Origin of the sequence: Achromobacter sp. GbtcB20 (assembly GCF_019091095.1) — a bacterium.
GTDB lineage: Bacteria > Pseudomonadota > Gammaproteobacteria > Burkholderiales > Burkholderiaceae_B > Achromobacter > Achromobacter mucicolens.
Genome location: NZ_JAGXJZ010000001.1, coordinates 471,825 through 495,615, shown reverse-complemented (window position 1 = coordinate 495,615; position 23,791 = coordinate 471,825). Strand labels below are relative to the sequence as shown.

At 67.7% G+C, this 23,791-nt stretch carries 19 protein-coding genes and 1 pseudogene; 8 read left to right on the top strand and 12 right to left on the bottom strand.

Annotation, left to right across the window (positions count from 1 at the left end):
* The first annotated feature begins 90 nt into the window (after positions 1-90).
* Positions 91-1,002 (top strand): LysR family transcriptional regulator, encoded by a 912-nt coding sequence (locus KVT32_RS02265; protein WP_217617627.1) that lies wholly within the window; start codon positions 91-93, stop codon positions 1,000-1,002.
* Here KVT32_RS02265 and KVT32_RS02260 read toward each other — a convergent pair.
* From KVT32_RS02260 to KVT32_RS02225, 8 genes and pseudogenes are all read right to left on the bottom strand, one after another.
* A complete protein-coding gene (locus KVT32_RS02260) occupies positions 993-1,793 on the bottom strand; it encodes a DUF169 domain-containing protein (RefSeq protein WP_217617626.1) in 801 nt (266 codons plus the stop codon). The two genes, KVT32_RS02265 and KVT32_RS02260, sit on opposite strands and share 10 nt — an antisense overlap.
* 78 nt (positions 1,794-1,871) lie before the next feature.
* Positions 1,872-2,690 (bottom strand): annotated as a pseudogene (locus KVT32_RS02255) (LysR family transcriptional regulator); the annotation flags it as partial.
* A 267-nt stretch (positions 2,691-2,957) separates the two neighbouring features.
* Positions 2,958-4,946, bottom strand: coding sequence for a TRAP transporter large permease subunit (locus KVT32_RS02250; RefSeq protein WP_217617624.1), 1,989 nt, complete (start codon positions 4,944-4,946; stop codon positions 2,958-2,960).
* Positions 4,943-5,566, bottom strand: a complete 624-nt coding sequence (locus tag KVT32_RS02245; protein WP_217617623.1) for a TRAP transporter small permease subunit — start codon at positions 5,564-5,566, stop codon at positions 4,943-4,945. The genes KVT32_RS02250 and KVT32_RS02245 overlap by 4 nt, the downstream gene beginning before the upstream one ends.
* A 127-nt stretch (positions 5,567-5,693) precedes the next feature.
* Positions 5,694-6,821 (bottom strand): TRAP transporter substrate-binding protein, encoded by a 1,128-nt coding sequence (locus KVT32_RS02240; protein WP_062840984.1) that lies wholly within the window; start codon positions 6,819-6,821, stop codon positions 5,694-5,696.
* Between the two features lie 302 nt (positions 6,822-7,123).
* A complete protein-coding gene (locus KVT32_RS02235; protein ID WP_217617622.1) occupies positions 7,124-8,647 on the bottom strand; it encodes an amidase in 1,524 nt (507 codons plus the stop codon).
* Between the two features lie 12 nt (positions 8,648-8,659).
* A complete protein-coding gene (locus tag KVT32_RS02230; RefSeq protein ID WP_217617621.1) occupies positions 8,660-9,640 on the bottom strand; it encodes a tripartite tricarboxylate transporter substrate binding protein in 981 nt (326 codons plus the stop codon).
* A 48-nt stretch (positions 9,641-9,688) separates the two neighbouring features.
* Positions 9,689-11,035 carry a D-serine ammonia-lyase gene (locus KVT32_RS02225; RefSeq protein ID WP_217617620.1) on the bottom strand — a complete coding sequence of 449 codons (1,347 nt, stop codon included), beginning with the start codon at positions 11,033-11,035 and terminating at the stop codon, positions 9,689-9,691.
* A gap of 119 nt (positions 11,036-11,154) precedes the next feature.
* Here KVT32_RS02225 and KVT32_RS02220 point away from each other — a divergent pair, with 119 nt between their 5' ends.
* Positions 11,155-12,084: a LysR family transcriptional regulator gene (locus tag KVT32_RS02220; RefSeq protein ID WP_056318235.1), complete on the top strand. Its 930-nt coding sequence runs from the start codon at positions 11,155-11,157 to the stop codon at positions 12,082-12,084.
* Between the two features lie 11 nt (positions 12,085-12,095).
* Here the strand turns inward: KVT32_RS02220 and fhuE are convergent, their stop codons facing one another.
* The 4 genes from fhuE to KVT32_RS02200 all read right to left on the bottom strand — a co-directional run bounded on the left by fhuE (position 12,096) and on the right by KVT32_RS02200 (position 16,947).
* Positions 12,096-14,291, bottom strand: a complete 2,196-nt coding sequence (gene fhuE, locus KVT32_RS02215) for a ferric-rhodotorulic acid/ferric-coprogen receptor FhuE (RefSeq protein ID WP_217617619.1) — start codon at positions 14,289-14,291, stop codon at positions 12,096-12,098.
* Positions 14,292-14,395: 104 nt separating this feature from the next.
* A complete protein-coding gene (locus KVT32_RS02210; RefSeq protein ID WP_217617618.1) occupies positions 14,396-15,040 on the bottom strand; it encodes a DUF5074 domain-containing protein in 645 nt (214 codons plus the stop codon).
* Positions 15,041-15,070: 30 nt separating this feature from the next.
* Positions 15,071-16,300 carry a helix-turn-helix domain-containing protein gene (locus KVT32_RS02205; RefSeq protein WP_217617617.1) on the bottom strand — a complete coding sequence of 410 codons (1,230 nt, stop codon included), beginning with the start codon at positions 16,298-16,300 and terminating at the stop codon, positions 15,071-15,073.
* A 68-nt stretch (positions 16,301-16,368) separates the two neighbouring features.
* Complete coding sequence (locus KVT32_RS02200; RefSeq protein ID WP_254636720.1) at positions 16,369-16,947, bottom strand: M23 family metallopeptidase; 579 nt, start codon at positions 16,945-16,947, stop codon at positions 16,369-16,371.
* 186 nt (positions 16,948-17,133) lie between these two features.
* On the opposite strand from KVT32_RS02200, the gene KVT32_RS02195 reads away from it, so the two are divergent.
* The 6 genes from KVT32_RS02195 (at position 17,134) to map (ending at position 23,775) form a co-directional block, all read left to right on the top strand.
* Entirely contained in the window at positions 17,134-17,982 is an 849-nt protein-coding gene (locus KVT32_RS02195) for a DUF3348 domain-containing protein (RefSeq protein WP_175234361.1), read from the top strand.
* Between the two features lie 10 nt (positions 17,983-17,992).
* A complete protein-coding gene (locus tag KVT32_RS02190; protein WP_217617616.1) occupies positions 17,993-21,289 on the top strand; it encodes a DUF802 domain-containing protein in 3,297 nt (1,098 codons plus the stop codon).
* Positions 21,286-21,936, top strand: coding sequence for an OmpA family protein (locus KVT32_RS02185; RefSeq protein WP_056318218.1), 651 nt, complete (start codon positions 21,286-21,288; stop codon positions 21,934-21,936). Before KVT32_RS02190 ends, KVT32_RS02185 begins: the two co-directional genes overlap by 4 nt.
* A complete protein-coding gene (locus KVT32_RS02180) occupies positions 21,926-22,663 on the top strand; it encodes a DUF2894 domain-containing protein (RefSeq protein ID WP_217617615.1) in 738 nt (245 codons plus the stop codon). The genes KVT32_RS02185 and KVT32_RS02180 overlap by 11 nt, the downstream gene beginning before the upstream one ends.
* 74 nt (positions 22,664-22,737) lie before the next feature.
* The gene (locus KVT32_RS02175; RefSeq protein ID WP_056318213.1) at positions 22,738-22,983 is read left to right on the top strand and encodes a ParD-like family protein; all 246 of its coding nucleotides are present in this window, start codon (positions 22,738-22,740) and stop codon (positions 22,981-22,983) included.
* A complete protein-coding gene (gene map / locus KVT32_RS02170; protein ID WP_056318211.1) occupies positions 22,984-23,775 on the top strand; it encodes a type I methionyl aminopeptidase in 792 nt (263 codons plus the stop codon).
* Positions 23,776-23,791 lie beyond the last annotated feature (16 nt).

The window sequence follows — 23,791 nt, the reverse complement described above, 5'->3', positions numbered from 1 at the left end:
TTTTTGCCGGAATTCCGGCATCATGCCGCGCAAAGCCGATCCCGCTAAGTGATAACCTTTTGACGTTTTTGATCGAAGAAATAGATCAACATGATTGATGCCCTGACCCTGGACCAACTGCGCGTATTCGCCGCCGTGGCGGACACGGGCAGCTTTCGTGCGGCCGCGCGCCGCCTGGCGCGGGTGCAATCCGCCGTCAGTCACGCCATCGCCAACATGGAAGCGCAACTGGGCGTGCCGCTGTTCGACCGCACCGGCCATCGTCCCGTCATGACGCCGCAGGGGCAAGCCCTGCTTGCCAACGCCCGCGACATCCTCTTGCGGGTCGATGCGATGCGCGCCCGCGCCCAGGGGCTGGGCGAAGGCGTGGAATTGGAACTGTCGCTGGTCATCGATACGCTCTTTCCCATCGAACAGGCGGGCGCGGCGCTCAACCGGATGCGCGCCGCGTATCCCTCGGTGTCGCTGCGCGTGTCGGTGCTGCCGCTGGGCGGGCCGGTAGAGGCGCTGCTGGCCGGCACGCACACGCTGGGGATTCTGGCCGGCGAGCATTTCAGGCATCCGCGCATCGCCGTGCAGGCATTGGGCGCCGTACAGATGGTGGCCGTCGTCGGCGCCTCGCACCCCTTGGCGCAGAACGCGCGCGCAGGGCAGGCGCTTGCGGCGGCGGACCTGGCGGATCACTTGCAGATCGTGCAATCCGATCCGTCGCCCCTGTCCGAAGGCCGAGACTTTGCCGTCCTGTCGCCGCAGACCTGCCGCGTCAGCGGACAGGACACCAAGCATGCGCTGATCCTGTCCGGACTCGGTTGGGGCCGCCTGCCGCTTTGGCAGGTGGCGCGCGATCTGGCCGAAGGCCGCCTGCTGCGCGTGCCCGCCGCCAGCCTAGGCCGCGACAGCCAGATCGCCATGGAAACCTATCTTGCGCACCGCATCGACCGGCCGCTGGGGCCGGCCGCGCGCGCGCTGGCGGCGGCGCTGCAAGCCGGCGCTCAACCCTGAGCCTTGGGCGGTTGGGCGTAGCTCACGCCCATGCCTGCACGCACGTCGTTCTGAATGCCATACGGCGCAATGGGATAGCGCAGGCCGTTGGCCGACAACGCCTTCATACCTTCTATGGCAATGGGCAGATAGCGCGGCGGCAGGGCCATGAGCATTTCTTCATCGGGCACCCCGCCATATCTGCGCTCGGCAAAACAGGGCAGCGACAGGCTGGGTTCGCCCGTGGCGAGCGCCCTGCCCCAGGAATCCGCACAGGCTGTCTCGCCCACGACGCTCCAGTCAAAGCGCCGGTAGTTTTTCCATTGCAGGCCGTTGATCAGGATGATCATCTGGCCCGGCGTGGCATACACCAGACAGATGTCGGGCGGGTCCAGGCGTCCGGATGCCAGCGGCGACACCACCATCGCCCGGTACTTGCCGGCCGGCACACAGGACAGGGCCTCCTGGCGCGCCCGAGCGTCCGCTTCGGTCGCGTGCCAGACGCCCACGTATTCCTTGCCCTGCTTCCATGCCTCGTCCTGCGGGCCCAGCCCGATGACGGCGCGGCATTGCGCGCCGACCAGATCGTCCCCCGTGATGCCCACCGTCCAGCCCAGCCGCGCGGCCATGCCCACGATCTGGTCCGTGGTGTGGGTGGCCTGGGGCCGGCGCAGGCCTTTCACGCCTGCCATGTCCGCCTCGTGCTCGTACAGCTTCAGGCCGATGACCGTGGTCTTCAGGCGCAGCAGCCGGTTCAGGTCGTCGACCAGCGCCGCCCAATCGAGCGGGGGTTCCTGTCTTGTCTCTTCCATGTTCGTCCTTGGGACTGTTGTACGCGGTCTGGCCGGCCGTCCGCCGGGGCTGCCGCACGCGGCTAAGACTACAACGCGTCAGGCGAACCCGTCGATGCCCCGCATCAGCGCCGCCGCCATCCGGGGTTGGCGCAATTGGTCCAGCCACCAGCGCAGCGCGCGTCCATCGTGATCGCTGCGCCACACCAGGTACAGCAGGTTCGGTTCGCGCGGGGTTTCCGTGGCCATTTCCACGAGTTCGCCTCGCGCCAGGAGCGATGCCGCGCGGTGCCGCGGCACCCAGCCCACGCCCAGTCCGACGCGCTGCGCCAGGATCTTGGCCCGCATGCTGGGCACCGCCAGCGTGGCCTGCCCGCCCACCCCGCCGTAGCCGCGAGCCGCCGCGCCGCGCGCCGTGTCGGCGACGACGACGGCACGATGCTGCTGGATCTGGTCCTGGCGCAGCGGCGCCTTGGCGCGCGCAAGCGAATGGCGCGGCGACACGGCGAACAGCCACTCCATTTCGCCCAGCGCCGCCCACTGCAGGTTCGGCATGGTTTGCGGTTCGTTGGTGGCACCCACGATCAGGTCCGCGCGGCCCTCGCGCAGCGCCTCCCACGTGCCGCCCAGCACCTCGTGCGTGAACCGCAGCCGCACGCCCGAGTCCAGCTTGTCGAATGCCTGGATGAGCGGCGCCATGAGCTCGAATTCCAGGATTTCGTCGCTGACGATGCGCAGCCGGTCCTCCCAACCGCTGGCGACCTGCCGCACCCGCTGCGTCAGCCGGCTGATGTCCTGGGCCAGCCGCCCGGCTTCGTCGGCCAGCAACTGGCCCGCGGGCGTGAGTTGCATCCGGTAGCCCCGGCGGTCGAATAGCAGCGCGTCAAAGCGCTCCTCAAGCTGCCGGGTGGCGTCGCTGCCACCGCGCCGGTGCAGATCGTGGGCGCAAGGTCGATTGCGATGACGCCCAGGCCTGGGAGTTCGCCGCCGTCGCAATGCGTCTGGGCGAAGCCTCCGGCACGTATCGCGCGCAGGCATCGGGTACCGCGCAGGTGTGGATGACGTTCGGCCAGGTGTCGCTGTCGGCGGCGTCCGGGCAGTAAAAATTCAAGGTGTCTGACACCCAGGCAAGCGCGTCGTCAATGTGAGACGACATCTCGCGGGTGTCAGACACCGTATCGCGCCCTACCGGTACAGCACCGTCGGCAGCCACATGCCGATTCCCGGGAACATGTACAACAGGAAGATGGCGACGACCTGGATTCCCATGAACGGCATCATGCCCAGGAAGATCTGGTTCAGCGTCACGTGCGGCGGTGACACCCCCTTCAGGTAGAAGGCCGACATGGCCACCGGTGGCGACAGGAATGCGGTCTGCAGGTTCAACGCCACGAGCAGGCCGAAGAACAGCGGGTCGATGCCGAACGTATTGAGCAGCGGCACGAAAATCGGCATGAAGATCACGATGATCTCGGTCCATTCCAGCGGCCAGCCAAGCAGGAAGATGATGATCTGCGCCAGCAGCAGGAACTGGATCGGCGTCAATCCCAGGGATAACACCCATTCCTCGATGATGCGCTGTCCGCCCAAAAGGGCGAACGCCGCCGAGAAGATGGACGATCCCACGAACAGCCAGCAGACCATGGCGCTGGTCTTGGCGGTCAGGAACACCGATTCGCGCAGCACCGGCAGGTTTAACCGGCGATAGGCCAACGCCAGCAAGGCCCCGCCCATCGCGCCCATCGCGGCGGCCTCGCTGGGGGTGGCCAGGCCGAAGCCGATCGACCCCAGCACGGCCGCGATCATGACCGCCAGCGGGAAGAACGAGCCCATCAGCATCTTGAAGATTTCCAGCCGCGCCCACGTCAGCGCGGCGTAGAACACCGCCAGAATCACCGCGCATATGCCCGCAAAGATCCAGAAGCCCGTGGGCGCAGCGATCCGGGGTTCGGCCTCGGCAGCCGCGCCGGATTGCGCGGGTGCTGCGGGGCCGACTGGCGGTTGGGCGGCGGGCGTGCCGGGTGGCTCGCTCAGCCCGGACGCCGCGGGCGCGCTGCCTGGGGGTTCGGCCAGCTCGTTGGAAGGCGGTTCGGGCAGGTCGTTCGAGGGCGGCTCGGCCAGCCCATCGACGGGCGGCTCGCTCAACCCCGAGCCGGAATCGAAGTCGCTGGAGCCCAGGCGCAATTCAGCGGGAATCTCGTAGACCTCGGGCGGCTTGGTCAGCGCGTGGTGCACCACCGCCAGCATCAGCACGGTGACGACCAGCGGCGTCAACGCCACGGCCATGTTGCGCGTCAGGTACGCGAACGACACCGCGCTGTTGCGCCGGCCCTTGAACATCGCGGCCAGCATGCCGGACACGGCGCGCGTGTACTGACCTGCCGCCAGCGCCGCCGTTCCGGGCGGCAGCGGCACGCCGCGTTCGTTCTCGGGCAGCGGCGGCGCCATGTCGGGCCGCAGCTTGGCCACGATGATGACGTAGACCATGTACAGGATGGCCAGCATGATGCCGGGAAACAGCGCGCCCGCGTACAGCTGCACCACCGACACGCCGGTGGTCGCGCCATATACGATCAGCATCACTGACGGCGGCAGCAGGATGCCCAGGCACCCGCCTGCCGTGATGGAACCGGCCGTCAGGCGCACGCTGTAGCCGGCCTTGAGCATCGCCGGCATCGCCAGCAGCCCCATCAGCGTGACCACCGCCCCGACAATCCCCGTGGCCGTCGCGAAGATGGCGCAGGTGGCCAGCGTGGCAACCGCCAGCGCGCCCGGCAGCCGCGCCAGCGCCAGGTGCATCGACCGGAAGAGCTTTTCAATGAGGTTGGCGCGCTCGACCAGATAGCCCATGAACACGAAGAGCGGGATCGAGATCAGCGAGTCGTTGGTCATGGTGGCGTATGTGCGCTGCACCATCAGATCCAGCGTCTGCCCCAGGGACCGCCCCGGGTCCGAACTCTGCATGTAATACGCCAGGAACGTGAACAGCACGCCCATGCCCATCAACGTGAACGCGGTCGGAAATCCCAGCATGATCGCCACCACGATCAGGGCCAGCATCAGCAGCCCGATATGACCGGTGGTGAGGTTGTCCCACGGCGTGAGGAACGCGATCATCAGGAGCACCAGCGCGATGCACGACAGGCCGAACCACAAAGCCTTGTGGACTTTCATCGCTTCGACTCCCCGTGTGTGACGTAACGATCGAGCTGGGCGATGTCTTCGTCCTTCACGTGCACCATCTCCTTGAGCTTGTCGACGTCCACTTCCTCGACGTCCTCTTCGCGCGACGGCCAGTCGCCTTGCCTCAGGCACAGGATGCAGCGCATGACCTCGGCCACGCCCTGCAGCAGCAGGACCGCGCCGGCGGCGGGAATGAAGGCCTTGAAGGGAAAGATGGGCGGCCCGTTGGCCATCAGCGACGAATGTTCGCGGATGGCGATGGAATAGCCGGCGTAATACCAGCCGGCCCACACCAGGGCGATCACGCCGGGAAAGAAGAAGACGATGAACAGCAGCAGGTCCAGGCCGGCCTGCACGCGCGGCGGCAGAAAGCCGTACAGGATGTCGCCGCGCACATGCCCATTCTTGGCCAGCGTGTAGGCGCCCGCCATCATGAACAGGATGCCGTAATACATCATCTGCAGGTCGAAGGCCCAGGCGCTGGGCTGGTTCAGGATGTAGCGTGCGGCAACTTCCCAGCACACGTGCAGCGTCAGCACCACGATCAGCCAGGCAAAAGTCTTGCCCACCAGGGTGGAGATGCTGTCTATGAAACGTACGATTCGGATCATCGAAGGTCCTGGAGTCGGGCCCGCTCACGCAACGGCTATCCTGCCGCTGACGCGCACGGACCCTGGACACGCATGGCGAGGCGCCGCGCGCCGGCCAGGCGGCGCGCGTGGCCTGCGTGAAACCGCGTCAGGCTGGCTTGGTGCTACGCGAGAAGTAGTGGTTGTAAGCCATGCGGTAATTGACCGTGGTGTCGCCGTGCCAGCGCCCCACCCGCTCGGCGAACGCGCGCTGCGAATCCAGGACCTTCTTGAAGAGCGGGTTCTCGGCCGACCGCTTGGCGATCATCTCGTCCCAGATCTTGAGCTGCTGCTGCAGGATCGCGTCCGGCGTCTTGTAGAACTTGACGTTGTGATCCTTCTGCAGCTTGATGTAGTCCTGCGAGTAGCGGTTCGCCGCTTTCCAGGACATGTCCGCGCTGGAGGCCTGCGCGGCATAGCTCAGGATGTGCTTCAGGTGTTCAGGCAAGGCGTCGTACTTTGCCTTGTTGAACAGCACCTCGAACTGTTCGGCGCTCTGGTGAAAGCTCTGCAGCATGCAGATCTTGGACACGTCCTGGAAGCCCAGCGCCAAGTCCGACGAGGCATTGTTGAATTCCGCGCCGTCCAGCAACCCGCGGTCCAGCGCCGGCACGATTTCACCGCCGGGCAGCGCGTTCACGGCCGCGCCCATCGCCGTGTACATGTCGATGGCCAGGCCCACGGTGCGGAACTTCACGCCCTTGACGTCTTCGACCTTCGTGACGGGCCGCTTGAACCATCCGAACGGCTGGGTCGGCATCGGTCCGTACATCAGCGACTGCACGTTCACGCCCATGGCCTTCTGGATCTCGACCAACAGCTCCTTGCCGCCGCCGTATTCGTGCCACGCCAGCAGCATGTTGGCATCCATCCCGAACGACGGACCCGACCCCCACAGCGCCACGGCCGTGTTCTTGCCGTACCAGTACGCCACCACGCCGTGGCCGCCGTCCAGCGTGCCCGCCGAAACCGCGTCCAGCAGATCGAACGCCTTGACCACGGCGCCCGCGGGCAGCACTTCGATCTTCAACTGGCCGCCGGCCATCTCGTTGACCTTGTTGGCGTAGTCGCGGGCGAATTCGTGGAAGATGTCGTTCGCGGGCCAGGTGCTCTGAAAGCGGAACGAGATGGGCGCGTTCTGCGCCTTGGTGACGGCGGGAAATCCTAGCGCCACAGCGCCGGCGGCGGCGGCGCCGGAGATGAACTTGCGGCGGCGGGGCTTTGTAACGTGTTGCATGGCTTGTTGTCTCCTGGGGTGGACTACATGGACCAGCGTGTAGTTACTACGGCTGCAAGGGTGCGGCGGGAACGGCCTGCGGTGGGCTTTCGTCTGCCGTCTGATGCGTCTGATGCGCAACTTTGGAGTGATTAAACCTGCCTGACAAACGGCTGACAATCAGCTTTTAGTCAGGAATAACCCTAGAAGACGGACTAGGGCGAAATAGCGAAAGGCCAGCAAACCGCGCGATGCGGCGTGCTGGCCTTGTTCCTGGCCAAGTGCGCGGGGCCGTGCGAGGCCCGCGGCGTGACGACGGTGTGCTACACGGCCGACACCGACCCCGCCTCACCGCCGCCATCGCGCAGCGGCGGGGCCGTCACGATCGACGTCAGCGCCGGTTCGGCCGGGCGCAGCGCGGCCAGGTCGGGGCGCGGACGACGCAGCGCGTCCGTGCCCGCGAAGGCCTGCTCCATCGCCTGCGCCGCGGCCAGCACCTGAAGGTCGCCACGGAAGCGGCCCACGATCTGCAGGCCGAACGGCATGCCGTTCGCATCGCGCCCGCAAGGCAAGGTAAGCGCCGGGTGCGTGGTCAGCGTGACGACATAGGTCAGCGCCAGCCAGCGGTAATAGTTCTCCTGGGCGACACCGTTGATCTTGTCTGCATACAACTGCGTCCACGGGAAGGGCGACACGGGCGTCGTGGGCGAAAGGATGAGGTCGTAATCGTCGTAAGCGCGTTGAAAACGCTTGATCAGGCGTGTCTGCTCGGCCTGCGCCCATGCGCAGTCCTTCAGGCTCATCGCCGCGCCCATCTCGAAGTTGGCGCGGGTGTTGGGGCCAAGGCTGGACGGATCCTTCTCGTACGCGTCGCGCATGCCGGCGACGAAGGCCTCGGCGCGCAGCACGTCAAAGCATCGATGGGCCTCACCGACATCCAGGTCGATCGGATCGCAGGCCGCGAACAGATGACGCATGGCCGCGATCTTTTCGCGGAAGGTGGCGCGGATGCCGTCGTCCACGTCGCACGCGCCGAAGTCTTCGGTGTAGGCCACACGCAGCGAGCCCAGATCGGCGAGGCCGGGGTTCAAGAATTGCAGCGGGTCCAGCGGATAGCTGAGCGGATCGCCAGCGTGCGGGCCGGCGGAGGCCGCCATCTGCAGGCAGGCGTCAGCCACGGTGCGACCCATCGGTCCCACCACCGAGATCGGCGTCCAGCCCAGCGGTTTGCGCACGCTGGGCACGATGCCCGGGGACGGCCGGAATCCGACCACGCCGCACTTGGACGCAGGAATGCGCAGCGAGCCGCCCGTGTCCGAGCCCGTGCAGACCGGCAGCATGTCGCTGGCCAGGGCAGCGGCCGAACCGCCCGACGAGCCGCCGGCATTCAGGTTGGGATTGAAGGGGTTGCCGGTGGCGCCCCACACCGTGTTGCGCGAGTTGGCGCCCGCGCCCATCTCGGGCACGTTGGTCTTGGCGGCGACGATGGCCCCGGCGCGGCGCAGGCGCGCCACCAGCTCGATGTCCTCGTCCGGCACGTGGCCGCGATATAGAGGCGAACCGTAGGTGGTCAGCACGCCGGCCGTGGGCTCCAGATCCTTCACCCCCATCGGCAAACCGTGCAGGAGGCCCAACGGCTCGCCCGCCATCACGGCGCGCTCGGCCGCGCGGGCCTCCGCCCTCGCCCGCTCAAAGGCGGTGGCGGTGACGGCGTTGATGTACGGGTTCACGGCCTGGATGCGCGCGATGCACGCTTCCAGCAGTTCCACCGGCGAAAGCTGGCGGGCGCCGATCATGCGCCGCAATTCCACGGCGGTCAGCGATACCAGGGAGTCGTCCAAAGCCATCGTCGTCTTCCTTCAGTCGATCTTGATGTTGGCCCGTTGCGCGACCTCGCGCATGATGGGCAGTTCCTTCTGGATCAGCGCCTCGCCTTCCGCGGCGCTGGCGAAGGCAGCCTCAAAGCCTTGCGCCTCCAGGCTCTTGACCACTTCGGGCGATTCCACCGTGGCCTTGAGCGCCTGCTCCAGACGCGTCTTCACGTCGGCGGGCAATCCGCGCGGCGCGGCGACCATCAGCCACGTGTCCATCGCGACCGAGGGGTAGCCTTGTTCGGCGAACGTGGGCACGTCGGGCAGGAAGGCCGAACGCTTGGGACTGGACACCGCCAGCACGCGGACCTTGCCCTGCTTGCTTTGCGGCAACGCTGCGGCCACGGTGTCGACCGAGAACGGAATCTGGCCGCCGATCAGGTCGGTCATCGCGGGCGCGCTGCCCTTGTACGGCACGTGCGTCATTTTCAGATTGGCGGCGGAGATGAACGCCTCGCCCACGAAATGCGCGGTCGTGCCCGTGCCGAACGAGCCGTACGGGGGCTGGTCATGCGCCGGGTCCTTCACGTACGCGACGAACTCTTTCAGGTCCTTGACCGGCACCTTGGGGTTGGCCAGAAGGGCCAAGCCGGTGCGGCCGACGATGCCGATGGGCTCGAAACTCTTGACCGGGTCATACGGCAGGTTGGCCTGGATGGCCGGATTGACCGTGAAGGTCGTGCCCGAGCTCACCAGCAGCGTATAGCCGTCGGGCGCGGCCTTGGCCACGTAGCTGGCGCCGATCACCGTGCCCGCGCCGGCGCGGTTTTCCACCACGACCGTGCGTCCCAGTTCCTGTCCCAGCTTCTGGGCCACCACGCGGCCCAGCACGTCCGTGGCGCCCCCCGGCGGGAACGGGACGATCATCGTGAGCGGACGCGAGGGATAGGCGTCCTGGGCCACGGCGGGCGCGGCCGCGCCGAGGGTGCTGGCAAAAGCGAGACTGACTGCAAGAAACGAGGTTTTCATGGCGGTGCTCGATGGGAGGTGGTGGAGATGCGGCGCGTCTGTCGGCGCCTAGTTGCCGGCCGTAAGCGAACGCCCACGGCTCAGGAATCGGTCATATTCTTCGTCGGGCACGAACAGCCCGCCCGTCGTCCAGGCCAGATGCGTGGCCTGCGGCAGGTGCGCCTGCAGGCCCTGCGCCCGCAGCCACGCCCGGCCGGCATCGGTGCCGCACAGATGGCGGGGGCCGCTGAAGCCCGCGGCGGCGGACGGTTCGATGCGCAGGCCTTCGCTGTCCTTTAAGCGCGCCAGGTCCGCGTACAAGGTGTCGTCTTCCACGGTGTAGACGCCGCGCAGTTGCGCACCCACGGCCGCGTAGGCCAGTTCGGAGGCCGTCGGCACCGCCAGGCCGTCGGCCTCGGTCACGTTGGTCAGCCCCACGTCGTACACCGACGCGGACGCCGGCGCGCCCGGCAGTTCGCCGCGGCCCGCCATCATTCGCACCAGGAAGCACGGCGACTGCACCGGCTCGGCAAAGAAGCAATGCACGTGGGGGCCGAAAAGCTGCGTCAGGCCGAACGCGATGCCGCCCGGCGCCCCGCCCACGCCGCAAGGCAGGTAGACAAAAAGCGGATGCTCGGCATCCACACGCACGCCGGCTTCGCCCAATTGCACGCGCAGGTGCAGCGCGGCGGCGGCGTAGCCCATGAACAGGGACGCCGACCGCTCGTCGTCCACGAAATAACCGAACGGATCCGCTTCGACCTGCGCCCGGCCCGCGGCCACGGCCTTTTCGTAGTCGCCCGCGTGCTCGACGACCTCGACCCCGCGCGCGCGCAGCCGCGCCTTTTTCCATTCCTTCGCGTCGGCCGACATATGCACCGCCGAGCGGAATCCCAGCGCCGACGCGATCACGCCGATCGACAAGCCCAGGTTGCCCGTGGACCCCACGGCGACCTGATAACGGCCGAACACGGCGCGGGCCTCGGGGCCGGCCAGCTTGCGGTAGTCGTCGCCCTGGCGCAGCACACCCTCACGCATGGCCAAGGATTCGGCAAATTCCAGCACCTCGTGGATCCCGCCCCGCGCCTTGATCGACCCGGCCACCGGCAGCGCGTGGTCTGCCTTGATCCACAACTGGCCCGCGTCCTGCGGCAGGCCCATGGCCGCCTGCATGGCGGCGGCGGGCAACAGCGGCGACTCGATCACGCCGCCCGTCGCGGCCAGCTCGGGAAACAATTCCGCCAAGAGCGGCGCAAACCGCGCAAAGCGCTCTTGCGCGGACAGCACCTGGTCCATCAGGAAGTGCGCGCCCGGCCCAGCAGCCGCACGCGTTTCAGAGCCGGTCCACAGCACCGGCTTTGCTTGACGGAGCGAGTCCAGAACGGGGGATTTGGAGGGAGCGTCGGATTGAAACATGTCTGTGCTAGCGAATGAGAGCGCAAGGAATGCCCACATCCTAGAGGCGCCCGACGCTTTGCAGCAATATCAATGGTTAGAATTCTTCTTTGCGCTTTCCGCAAACCTTGGATCCGACCATGAACCCTCGTGTCCTGCAGGAGATTTCCCTGCGCTATTTCCTGGAAGTCGTGCGCACCGGCTCGGTCAGCGAAGCCGCCGCCCGCCTGGATGTCGCCCCGTCGGCCGTCAGCCGGCAGATTGCCCGCGTCGAACGCGAACTGGGCACGCTGCTGTTCGAGCGCCGTGCGCGCGGCATGGTCCCGAACGCCGCCGGCGAACTGCTGGCCGCGCATGCCAAACGCATGCAGCAGGACGTGGAGCGCGTGGCGGGCGACATCCTGGCGCTGCGCGGGCTGCGCCAGGGTCATGTGCGCATCGTCAGCACCGAGGGCTATGCGTCGGAATTCGTCCCGGCCGCCATCGCGGCGTTCCGGCAGCACTACGCCGGTATCCGGTTTTCACTGGATGTCTGCTCGCAGCAGGAGATTCCCCAGCGCATCCGGGACGGCTCGGCGGACATCGGCGTCACGCTCAGCCTGACGTCTCAGCGCGATATCCGCGTGGAAGCGCGCGTGCCCGCGCCAGTGCGCGCGATCCTTTCGGCCGGCCATCCGCTGGCCGACCGCCGCGAGTTGGCGCTGGCGCAACTGATGGCGTATCCGCTTGCGCTGCCCACGCCCGATTCCACGCTGCGCCAGCTGATCGACATCAGCTGCAGCCGCCAGCAGCTGCACTGCGAGCCGGCGTTCACCAGCCGCAGCATCGACGCGCTGGTGGGTTTTGCCAGCGCGGGCGGCGGGGTCGCCTTCTGCGGCGAACTGGCGATCCGAAACCGCCTGGCGTGGGGAAAAATCGTCGCCGTGCCCCTGCGCGACCGCGAGATGAACGAGCGCCACTTCGAGGTGCAGACGCTGGCCGGGCGCATCATGCCGGAAGCCGCCAAAGCCTTCATTGCCAGCATCGCCGAGGCCGCGCGGGCGGCGTCGGGGCCAATCGGCCCCGCCTAGGCGCGCTGCGATCAGTACTGGTAGCGCATCGTCAGCATCGCGCTGCGGCCCGCGGCCCACGCGCCCTGGCTGTAGAAGCCGATCTGGCTGTAATACTTGCGGTCGAACACGTTGTTCACGTTCAGTTGCGCCGACAGATTGCGGTTGAAACGGTAGCGCGCCATGAGGTTGGTCACGGCATAGCTGCCCTGCCCCACGCGCTCGTCGCCGTTGGGGCCGCTGGCGATGGTGTAGACGTGGCTTTGCCAGTTCACGCCCCCGCCCACGGTCAGGCGGTTCCAGTCTCCCGGCAGTTGGTAGGTCGTGAAGACGCGCACCAGGCTGCGCGGCTGGTCGGTCTGGATCGCGTTGCCGTCGCCATCGCGCGCGGTCCAGTGCGACCACCCGGCCGCCACGTTCCAGCCCGGCGTCACTTCGCCCGACAGTTCCAGGTCGAACCCGCGGCTGCGCGTGCCTTGCGCTGCCGTGTACGCCTGGTTGGTCGTGCCCGGCACCATCTGGCCGGGATCCGCCTGCGCCACGTTGTCCTGGTCGATCTGGAAGACGGCGGCGCTGGCATTCAAGCGGCCGTCCAGCCATTCGCCCTTGATGCCGGCTTCATACGACTTGCCTTCCAGCGGGTCCAGCCAGTTGCCGTTGCGGTCCTGATAGGTCTGCGGATTGAAGATGCCTGTGTAGCTGACGTACGCCGTATAGGTGTCATTGATGTCGTACAGCAGGCCGGCGTATGGCGTGAAGTCGTTCTTGTCGAACTCGGTGCGCCCTTCGCCGCCAAAACCGACCGAGTTGGTCTTCCAGGTGCTGTAGCGCCCGCCCACGATCAGCTTGAGCGGGTCGGCCAGGTTCAGGCGCAGCGCGCCGTACCAGCCGGTCTGCGTGGTGGTGTAGCGGTTGGCAATGATCGAATCGTTCCAGTCGGGTTCAGGATACGAGCCGTCCCAGTCCAGGAAATTGCCCACGGCGGCGGCGCCGATGGCAGACCGGTAGTTGAAGTCGCCCTTCTGACGGTTGAAGCTTGCACCCACCACGGCTTCGTGGCGGCGGCCGAACAATGTGAACGGGCCGTTTGCCTTCAGGTCCAGCGCGTTCTGCTTGCGGTCGCCCAGATACCAGGCCGGCGAGGCGCCCATGCCCAGTCCGGTTTCCCGATCCGGCCAGCCGTACAGGTACAACAGCTTGCCGTCCATTTCATTCTTGGAATACGAGCCCACGGCCTGCACACGCCAGTCGTTGTCGAAGCGGTGCTCCAGGCTGGCAAACGCGCCCTGCGTGGTGCTGCCCCATGAGGACCAGCGCGCGCCGGTGTTCAGCGACCGGCGCCAATCGGTGCGCCCGCCGTCCGCGTACCAAAGCGGAAAGCCGCCCCACGTGCTGCCCTTTGGCTCGTTGTCCTGGTAGTTGTAGCCCACGCTGAGCGTCGTGCGCGAGGTCAGGTCGGCGTCCACCACGCCGTAGAAAACCTTCTTCTTGTTCTGGTAGTAGTCCAGGAACGAATGGTTGTCCTGGTACGCCGCCACGATGCGGCCGCGCACGCTGCCCTCGGCATTGAGCGGCGTGGACAGGTCTGCCGTGGCGCGATAGGTGTCCCACGTGCCCACGCCCGCGCTCAGGTCCGCCTTGAACTCGCGGCTGTCGGCGTGCTTGCGCACCAGGTTGATCGAGGCCGACGGATTGCCCGCGCCCGTCATCAGGCCCGTGGCGCCCCGCACGACTTCCACGCGGTCGTAGATGATCGGGTCGACGGACGACTCGCCTGCCGCATAGCCCACGTCGAACGCCGTGGGCACGCCGTCGTACATGTAGTTGGTGATGCTGAAGCCGCGCGAATTGAAGGTGTAGCGCTCGCTATCGAAGTTCTGCACCGAAATGCCGGGCGTGCTGGCCATCACGTCCGCCAGCGACCGCATGTCCTCGTCGTCCATGCGCTGGCGCGTCATGACGGTGACCGACTGCGGCGTCTCACGCAGCGTCAGCGACAGCCCGGTGCTGGCTGCCGTGGCGCGCGGCGTGTAGGAACCGGTTCCCTCGGTCGTGTTCGCGTTGGCGGTGTCGCCCACCACCTGCACCGACGGCAGCGTCGCGACAGCGGCCTCCTGCGCGACCGCGCCTCCCGAGGCCAACGCCAGAAAAACCATCGCCGACGTGCGGCGCAGCACAAAACGAGGGTGAACAAGGGGGCCGCGCGCGACGCGTCTCTGATCTTGCATTGTGGCTTCCTACCGAATTGGAATAAGAGTGACAAATCGGCACGAAGTTTAAATGCAAATACTTCTCATATCCACTAATGTTGTATTTTTCCCATTGTCCAGGGTCAACTGGACGCTTTTGCGGGGCGCTGCACCGCCCGCACCTTGCCGCTCTCGCCGCCTCCGCAGTAGAACGTGCCGCCGCCGTCGGATTCCAGTCCCGACACGCCCACGCCCGCCGGCATCTCCACGGCCTCCAGCACCTGCCCGGTGCGCGGTTCCAGGCGCCGCAGCTCGCTTTCTTCCGCTTCCCAGGTGCCATGCCACAGCTCGCCGTCCACCCACGTCACGCCCGTCACGTAGCGGTTGGAATCAATCGTGCGCAGCACCTTGCCGGTGCCGGGATCGACCTGGTGAATCTTGCGGTCGCGGTAGGCACCCACCCACAGACTGCCTTCGGCCCACGCCATGCCGGACACGCAGTCGCCGCCCGGCGCGGGGATCGTGGACAGGATTTCCCCGCTCGAGGGGTCCACCTTCTGGATGTGGCCGTCGGCAATCTGATAGAGATAGGTGCCGTCGAAGGCCGTGCCCGCGTTGGCCGTGATGTCGAGCGCGCGGGAGGTCTGTCCGGTCACGGGGTCCATGGCGACGAGGCGGTCGCCCGTGGCAAACCACACCTGTTCGCCGTCGTACGTCAGCCCATGGACCGCATCGACACCGGGGAACGGACCATATTCACGCAGGATTTCGGCTTGGGATCGTTTCATGTCGGCTTCCTTTTGGAGGGTCCGTTCATGCTAATGGCCCGGCAGAATCACCGGAAGTAACAAGCTTGTCGTGAATCCCGGCACGGGCGGCAGCATCCAGCGCCGCGCGCGCCCCTGGCCGAAGGCCTGCACCTTGCCGGCCGCGGCCAGCGTCTCAAGCGCGCGCTGCACGGTGCGCTGGCTGGACCCGACGACCAGCGCCAACGCGGAACTCGACCAGCCCTCGCCGTCGGCCAGAAAGGCAAGCAGTGCGCCCGCCTCCGGATCCGATTCCTCGCCCGCGGGCGCCAGCAGCGCCACGTCGCTCGCCACACGGGGCTTGAGCGCGTAGCCGTGCCGGGTGGCCTGCACGCCGGCCAATGGGCCGAGCACGACCCGCAGACGGCCCATTTCGACACGCAGGCGCGCGCGGTGCGTGTCGTCGAAATAGCGCGTGCGAAAGGCCTGGGCGATGAGCGCCTCGCGCGTCGCCTCGCCGGGCCAGTTTTGCGCCAGCCCCCGCAAGAGCGCAAACAGCACGGGGCGGCCGGCCAGCGCGACGGTCCTTTGCGCTGCGCGCACGGCGTGCCGGCAGGCATCCACGACCAGCGCCCCGGACGCGAGCAACGCCTCGACCTCGTCCAGCGACAGGGTCCTTTCGCCGTCGTGTGCAATGCGCCGCGCCGCCGGCGCGTCCAGCGCCTGTTCGGCGTGTTCCACTTCCGCCATCAGCGCCGGAATCCTTGCCTGGCCGGCGCACTGCGCCGCGCGCGTGAGTGCGGCCCGGCCTGCCGCAGCCTGCTGGCGGCGGATGGCGATGCCCGCGACGATGAGTTCATGAATGGCCCGCGACGCCCACGGCAACGCGGCCACGTCCAATCCGGCAAGCGTGCGCTCGGCTTCGTCAAGACGTCCCAACAGCAACTGGCGGCGAGCCGCCAGGTGGCCGGCATGCGCCGCATTGACCACATCGCCGTGCGCCTGCAGCGTGGCGCGCGCGGCATCCAGCGCCTTCTCGCCATTGCCCAGGTCGCGCGAAGCCAGCGCGATTTCGGCCCCGGCGACGATGCAGCGGGCCCGCGCCACGGCCTGTCGCGGCCCAAAAGCACGGGCGGCGCCTTGGAGCAGGCTACGCGCGCGCGCCAGATCGCCGAGCTGCGCCATGGCGATGCCGCGCAAGGCCAGCGCGGGCGCGTCGCTGCGCAGCGCCACGTGGTTCAACGCACCCAGCGGGTCGCCCGCCGCCAGCGCGCGCGCCGCCGCCGAGATCAGAAAGTCCATGGAAAGTGCGCCACGCCTTGCCCCATTGTTCTGGCCAGGACACAAATCTACACCGTCGCGCCGCGCGGTTATTGCGGGGACGACACCGGCATGGGGGAACCGCCGGGCGAAATCAGGAGCGGATAGGGATTGAGCGCCCCGCCCCCCGCGTAGATGCCGTAGTGCAAATGCGGCGGCGTGCCTTTGGCGTTGCCCGTATTGCCGACAAAGCCCAGTACGTCGCCCGGCGCAACGAGCTGGCCGCGGCGGATGTCCGCATAGCCGTCCAGGTGCGCGTAGTAGTGCATCTGCCGGCCCGGCCCCATCACCCAGACCACCTGGCCGCCCAGTGTGTTCTCGCCGATGCGCGTGACCACGCCTTCGGTTGCCGACAGCACCGGCGTGCCGCGCTTGGCGAAGATGTCGATGCCCTGATGCGTGCGCCCGCCCGACCGCGCGGCGCCCCAGGTGTCGGCCAGCCGCCGGGGCGCCACGCCCTGCACGGGTACGGGCAACGACAGTGGCGCGTCCTGCCAGGAAAGCCGCGCCATGTGCCAGGGTGCGCGCGCCGCTTCGGGCAGGCGCGGCCAGGCCCACACCGCCAAGGCGGCCAGCGCGGCAAGCATGAGGAGTCGTCGGGTAACTCGCCAGGGGGTGCGGGCATCCATGCAGGGTTCGACGCACGGGCGGGCCGAGGGTTCCTGCCCGCCGGGTGGCGACACAGTGTTGCGGCAGCGGCGAAGCGCCGGCCATGATGCGACCCCATTTTGTGCTTCGTCCCCGGTCCGGGCGTCCCGACAGGCCCTCCGAGGCCGTCGCAGCGTGTAAACTCCCCCCTTTTTGACTCTGGTGGTATGTTGCAAGCCCCACAGCGCACAGGTTTAAGCGGCCCGACGCTCATTCGCTTGCTGACTCGCCTGACGGACGCGGAAGTCCAGCAGTCCAGGCAGTCGCTATCCGACCATCTGAGCCAATGGCTTGGCTGGACGGACGCGATCGCCCTGTCGGCGGCGCTCAATACCGCTCCGCCCGTGATTGCGCCCGGCGCCCGCATGTTCAGCAGCGCCGAAGAACGCGAATGCGTGCGGGTGCGCACCACGCTTGCCGACGCCATCGCCAGCGACACGGCGGCCACGGCCGCCAAGCGGGTTGCCCCGGCTCGGGCGCCCGCCAAGAAGCTGGCGGCCGTCCTGGCCGAGGATGAGTTCGATTATTCGAGCTTTCGCCAGCGGTATCTGTCGTTGCAGCACACGATGGAAACCAGCATTGGCAACCTGCGCAGCCGGCTGCGCGGAATGGTGGCCGCCCGCAACGGGGAATGGACGCGTCTGGCCGTCGTGGACGCGATCATGGACCGCGCGCTGCTGCCCAAGGAGCGGGCCCTGCTGGGCGCAATCCCGAAACTGCTGCAGGCGCACTTCGACCGCCTGCGCAAGGCCGAGGAAGCGGCGCTGGCGCAGGCTGCGGAGCAGGCCCTGGCTGAACCGGGCGCGCCGGCCGATGCGGCGGCCAACGTGCAAGGCGATACCGAGGCGCCCGCCGTTGACGCCGCGCAGGCCGGGACGTCGCCGCCCGCCCCGGCCATTACCGCCGGCGCGTGGCTGGACACGTTCCGTGCCGACATGCGCGCCGTTCTGCTGGCCGAATTGGATGTTCGTTTACAACCGGTCGAAGGGCTGCTCGCCGCCCTTCGCACCAGCTAATTAGGACACTATGTCCAAGAATCTGATCAATATCGTGGTTTTCCTGGCCGGACTGGCCGTTGTGGGCTGGATCGGCGCGGGTTACGCGGGCACGAACCCGCTGGCGCTGGCCGTGACGCTGCTGATCGGCGTCTGTTACCTGGCGGGCGCGCTGGAACTGCTGCGCTACCAGCAGGCAACGTCGTCGCTGACGCGCGCAGTATCGGACCTGAACGAAGCGCCGGGCAGCCTCGGCGCCTGGTTGGACAAGCTTCCGGCCGGACTGCGCAACGCCGTGCGCCTGCGCATCGAAGGCGAGCGCGTGGGCCTGCCCGGCCCGTCGCTCACCCCATATCTGGTGGGCCTGCTGGTTCTTCTGGGCATGCTGGGCACTTTTCTTGGCATGGTCGTCACGCTGCGCGGCACTGGCCTTGCGCTTGAAAGCTCGACCGATCTGGCCGCGATCCGCGCGTCGCTGGCCGCCCCCGTCAAGGGTCTGGGCTTTGCCTTCGGCACCTCGATCGCCGGCGTTGCCGCGTCCGCCATGCTGGGCCTGTTGGCCGCGCTGTCGCGGCGCGACCGCGTTCACGCGGCGCAGCTTCTCGACATCAAGACCGCGACCACGCTGCGCGTGTACTCGCAAGGCTACCAGCGCGAAGAATCCTTCAAGCTGCTCCAGCGCCAGGCCGAGATCATGCAGCGGCAGGCCGAAGCCATGCCCGCCATCGTCGGCCAGCTGGAATCCATGATGAAGAGCATGGAGCAGCAGAACCAGGCGCTGAACGAACGCCAGATCGCCAGCCAGACCGCCTTTCAGGGCAAGGCCGAAGCCGCCTACGCCCGGCTGGCGTCCGTCATGGAACAGTCCATGAAGGACAGCGTGGCGCAAAGCGCGCGCTCTGCCGGCGAGGCCCTGCAGCCTGTCGTGCAGGCCACGATGGACAGCCTGTCCCGCGAAACCGCCACCCTGCAGGACACCGTCGCCCAGGCCGTGCGCCAGCAGCTCGAAGGCCTGACGGCGGGCCTGCAAGCCGCGACGACGGACGTCGCGGGCATCTGGAGCCAGGCGGTCGCTGGCCAGCAACGCGCCAGCGAGGCCATGGCCCAAGACCTGCGCGCATCGCTCGACCGCTTTGCCCAGACCTTCGAACAACGCTCGGCCAGCCTGCTGGACAGCGTGTCGGCACGTCTGGAGGCGTCGTCGGGCGACATGTCGCAAGCCTGGACCGAAGCGCTGTCGCGCCAGCAGCAGGCCGGCGAAAAACTGGCCGGTGACAACCTTCAGGCGCTCACCGCCGCGGCCGCCAGCTTCGAGCAGCATTCGGCGTCGCTCTTGCGCACCCTGAACGCTTCGCACGCCGCGCTGCAAACCGACCTTGCCTCGCGCGACCAGCAGCGCCTGGCCGCCTGGACCGAAACGCTGGGCGCGATGGGCGCCACGCTGCGCCAGGAATGGGAGCAGTCCGGCGCGCAGGCCGCCGTCCGCCAGCAGGAAATCAACGACACCCTGGCGCAGACCGTGCGCGACGTTGCCGAACAAGCCGCCGCGCAGGCGGCCCTGCTCGAAGGCGTGTCGGCCCGCATGGAGGCCGCCGCCAACGGCGTGTCGGACCAATGGACCCGCGCGCTTGCCCGTCAGGAAGAAGCCAGCAGCAAGCTGGCCGCCGGCAATCAGGCCGCGCTGGAAGCCGCCACGGCGGCATTCGAGCAACACGCCGCATCGCTCCTGCGCACGCTGGACCAATCGCACACCGAATTGCAGGCCGCCCTGGCCGCCCGCGACGAAGAACGCCTTGCTGCGTGGAGCGGCACGCTGGGCGCCATGACCGCCAAGCTGGGCCAGGACTGGGAACAGGCCGGCGCGAACACCGTCGCCCGCCAGCAGGAAATCAACGACGCGCTCGCCCAGACCGCGCGCGGCATCGCCGGCCAGACCGAAGCGCAAGCCCGGCTGCTGCAAGACGTGTCGACCCGCCTGGAAACGGCGGCCGGCAGCGTCACGCAGGCCTGGACGGACGCCCAGACCCGCCAGGAAGACCTGGGCAAGCAACTGGCCGCCGACAACCAGCGCGCCCTCGAAACGGCGGCGGCCGCCTTCGGCCAGCATGCCGACGCGCTGCTGCGCACGCTGGACCAGTCGCACGCCGACCTGCAGGCCGCGCTGGCTTCGCGCGACGAGGAACGCCTGGCCGCCTGGACCGGCTCGCTGACGGCGATGGCCGCCAAGCTGGGCGAAGAATGGGAACAGGCCGGCACGCAGGCCGCCCTGCGCCAGCTGGAAATCAGCGACGCGCTCAGCCAGACCGCCCGCGACATCACCGCCCAGACGCAGCAACAGGCCGCGCTTCTGGAAACCGTGTCGTCTCGTCTGGAGACGGCCGCCGGCGGCGTCACGCAAGCCTGGCTAGACGCGCAGACCCGCCAGGAAACCGTCGGCAAGCAACTGGCCGACGACAACCGCGACGCGCTGCAGACCGCGTCCGCCGCCTTCGGCGCGCATTCGGCCGAGCTGCTGCAGACGCTGGAACAATCGCACACCGCCCTGCAAGCGGCACTGGCCGCCAACGACGAGGAACGCCTGACCGCCTGGACGGCCAAGCTGGCGGACATGGCCAATGCGCTGCGCGCCGAATGGCAGCAGGCAGGCGCGCAGGCGGCCGGCCTGCAACAAGAGATCTGCGCCACCCTCAGCCTCACTGCGCAGGACATCACCGCGCAAACACAGGCCCACGCCAGCGAAACCATCGCCGAGATCGGCCGTCTGGTCCAGGCCGCGTCCGAGGCGCCGCGCGCCGCCGCCGAAGTCATCGGCGAACTGCGCCAGAAGCTGTCGGACAGCATGGTGCGCGACAACGACATGCTCGAAGAGCGCAACCGCCTGCTCGAGACGCTCGGCACGCTGCTGGACGCCGTCAACCACACCGCGGCCGAGCAGCGCACGGCCGTCGATGCCCTGGTGGCGTCGTCGGCGGACATGCTGGAACGCGTGGGCGCGCAGTTCACCGACAAGGTCGAGTCCGAAACCGGCAAGCTGACCGAAGTCGCCTCGCTGGTCACCAGCAGCGCGGTCGAGGTCGCCAGCCTGGGCGAATCCTTCGGCGCCGCCGTGCAGGCCTTCGGCGAATCGAACGACAAGCTCACGGCGCATCTGCAACGCATCGAAGCGGCGCTGGACAAATCCATCGCGCGCGGCGACGAGCAACTGTCCTACTACGTGGCGCAGGCCCGTGAGGTCGTCGACCTGAGCCTCATGTCGCAAAAGCAGATCATCGAGAACCTGCAGCAGCTTGCCGCCCAGCGCGCCACGGCCGGAGCGGAAACGGCATGAGCGAGGATATCGACGGCGGCGTGGAGCCGACGGCGCCGGCCTGGGCCGTCTTTGGCGACCTGATGTCGGTGTTGCTGGGCGCCTTCGTCCTCATCCTGGTCAGCGTCGTCGCGGTGCAGTTGCAGTTGTCGACGCAGCTTGAGGAAGAGGTCAAGCAGCGCCAGGAAGAAACGCAGCGCCGCGAGACGCTGGAACAGGCGCTGGCCGGCCCGCTTGCCGCTGGCCGCGTGACGCTCGTGAACGGCCGCATCGGCATCAGCGGCAGCGTGCTCTTCGCCCTGAACTCCGATCAGCTTCAACCCGAAGGCCGCGAGATCCTGAAAAGCCTGATCGAACCGCTGTCCGCGTACCTGAAAACCCACAACGAAATCCTGATGGTCAGCGGCTTCACCGACGACCAGCAGGTGCGCGAGGGGAACCGCCGCTTTGCCGACAACTGGGATCTTTCCGCGCAGCGCGCCCTCACCGTGACGCGCGCGCTCATCGACGAAGGCGTGCCGTCATCGATGGTCTTTGCCGCGGCCTTCGGGGCCGAGCAGCCGGTCGCGTCCAACGCGGACGAGGAAGGCCGCGCCAAGAACCGGCGCGTCGAAATCACGCCCATCCCCAAACCCTCGAACGAAGCGGGTAAGCCCGGTGAGCAGTGACGGCAGCCGCGAGGCGCTCCTGGACCCGCGCGCCGTGCTGGACGGCTGGCGCGCCAGCGGCGCCGACCGCGCCGACCCGCTGCGTTTTCATCTGATCGACGCGCTGGCACGCCGCGCGGCCGCGTATGACGGCCCCGCCCGCCTGCGGCTGGATGCGCGGCTGGCTGGCCTGATCCAGGCGTACGAATCAGCACTGCCTGACGCGGGCGCCGCCGAGGACCGTCCCGCCGCGCCGGCTGCCCGCGAGCCCGGCCCCCTCGCAGGCCTGGTCGCCTACCTGGACAACCCCGCCGCCGCGCGCGCACCGCAGACCGCGAACGCCGAGCCGGACAGCGCGGCCGCCGACCGGCTCAACCCGCTCGACGATCGCGACCCGCTGGGCCTGCGCGCCGCCTATCCCGAGCTGCCGCTCCTCGACGAATTCCAGACGCTCTGGTCGCGCTTCAGCGCCGACCGCCAGGTCCGCCAGTCGCAGGAACAGGTCCACAAGAACGCTGGCCCGCTCAACTCCAATCAACTCGTGCACCGCGCGCTCTCCCTGATGCGCGAAATGTCGCCCGGTTACCTGCAGCAGTTCCTGTCGTACACGGATGCGCTGATGTGGATGGAGCAAATGACCGCGGCAGCCGCCCCGGCGCCCAAGGAAGCGCCCCGAGCCGGCGCCGCCAAGAAGTCCGCGCGCAGTAAGCCCCGCAAGCCAGCCAAGGAAAGCAAGGAATCCGCCTGAGGCCGATTTGCACGCCGCAGCTAGGCGCAGTACGATACGTTCCATATACGAAACATATACGGAACACATCCACCATGGGTATCGTCAAAATTTCCGAGCAGATGCACGAGAACCTGCGCGTCGCCAGCGGCGCCCTCAGCCGCTCCATCAATTCCCAGGCCGAACACTGGATGCGCATCGGCATGCTCTCCGAGCTCTATCCCGAACTGCGCCATGCCGACATCTGCCAATTGCTGATCCGCATCGACCAGGCCGAAGGCTTCACCATCGCCTCCCTCTCGCAAGGGTTGCCGCAACCCGCGCAGCAGGAGGCCGCATAAATGGCCAAGAAGGTTTCCATCAAATCGGCCGCCGACATCGAAATGGCCCGCAAGGCGGGCGCCATGGCGGCCGAAGTGCTGCACATGATCGGCGAACACGTTCGCCCCGGCGTCACCACCGACGAGCTTGACCGCGTCTGTCACGACTACATCGTCAACGTGCTGAAAGCCACGCCCGCCAACGTGGGCTACCACGGCTTTCCCAAGACCATCTGCGCGTCGGTCAATCACGTGATCTGCCACGGCATTCCGTCGGCCAAGGTGCTCAAGAACGGCGACATCCTGAACATCGACGTCGCGGTCATCAAGGACGGCTGGTTTGGCGACACCAGCCGCATGTACTACGTTGGCCAGCCAAGCCCGCTGGCCCGCCGCCTGGTCAACACCACCTATGAAGCCATGCGGGCCGGCATCATGGCCGTCAAGCCCGGCGCCACGCTGGGCGACATCGGTCACGCCATCCAGACCGTCGCGCACCGCGAGCACTTCAGCATCGTGCGCGAATACTGTGGGCACGGCATTGGCCAGATCTACCACGACGATCCGCAGGTGCTGCACTATGGCCGGCCTGGAGAAGGCCTGGTGCTGCAGCCCGGCATGATGTTCACGATCGAACCCATGATCAATGCCGGCAAGCCGCAGACCAAGCAACTGCCTGACGGCTGGACCGTCGTCACCAAGGACCGCTCCCTGTCCGCCCAATGGGAACACATGGTCGTCGTCACCGAGACCGGCTACGACGTGCTGACCACCTGGCCTGACGGCTTCGGCGACTACCCACCCATTCCCTGACCGAAGCGCGTCCTTG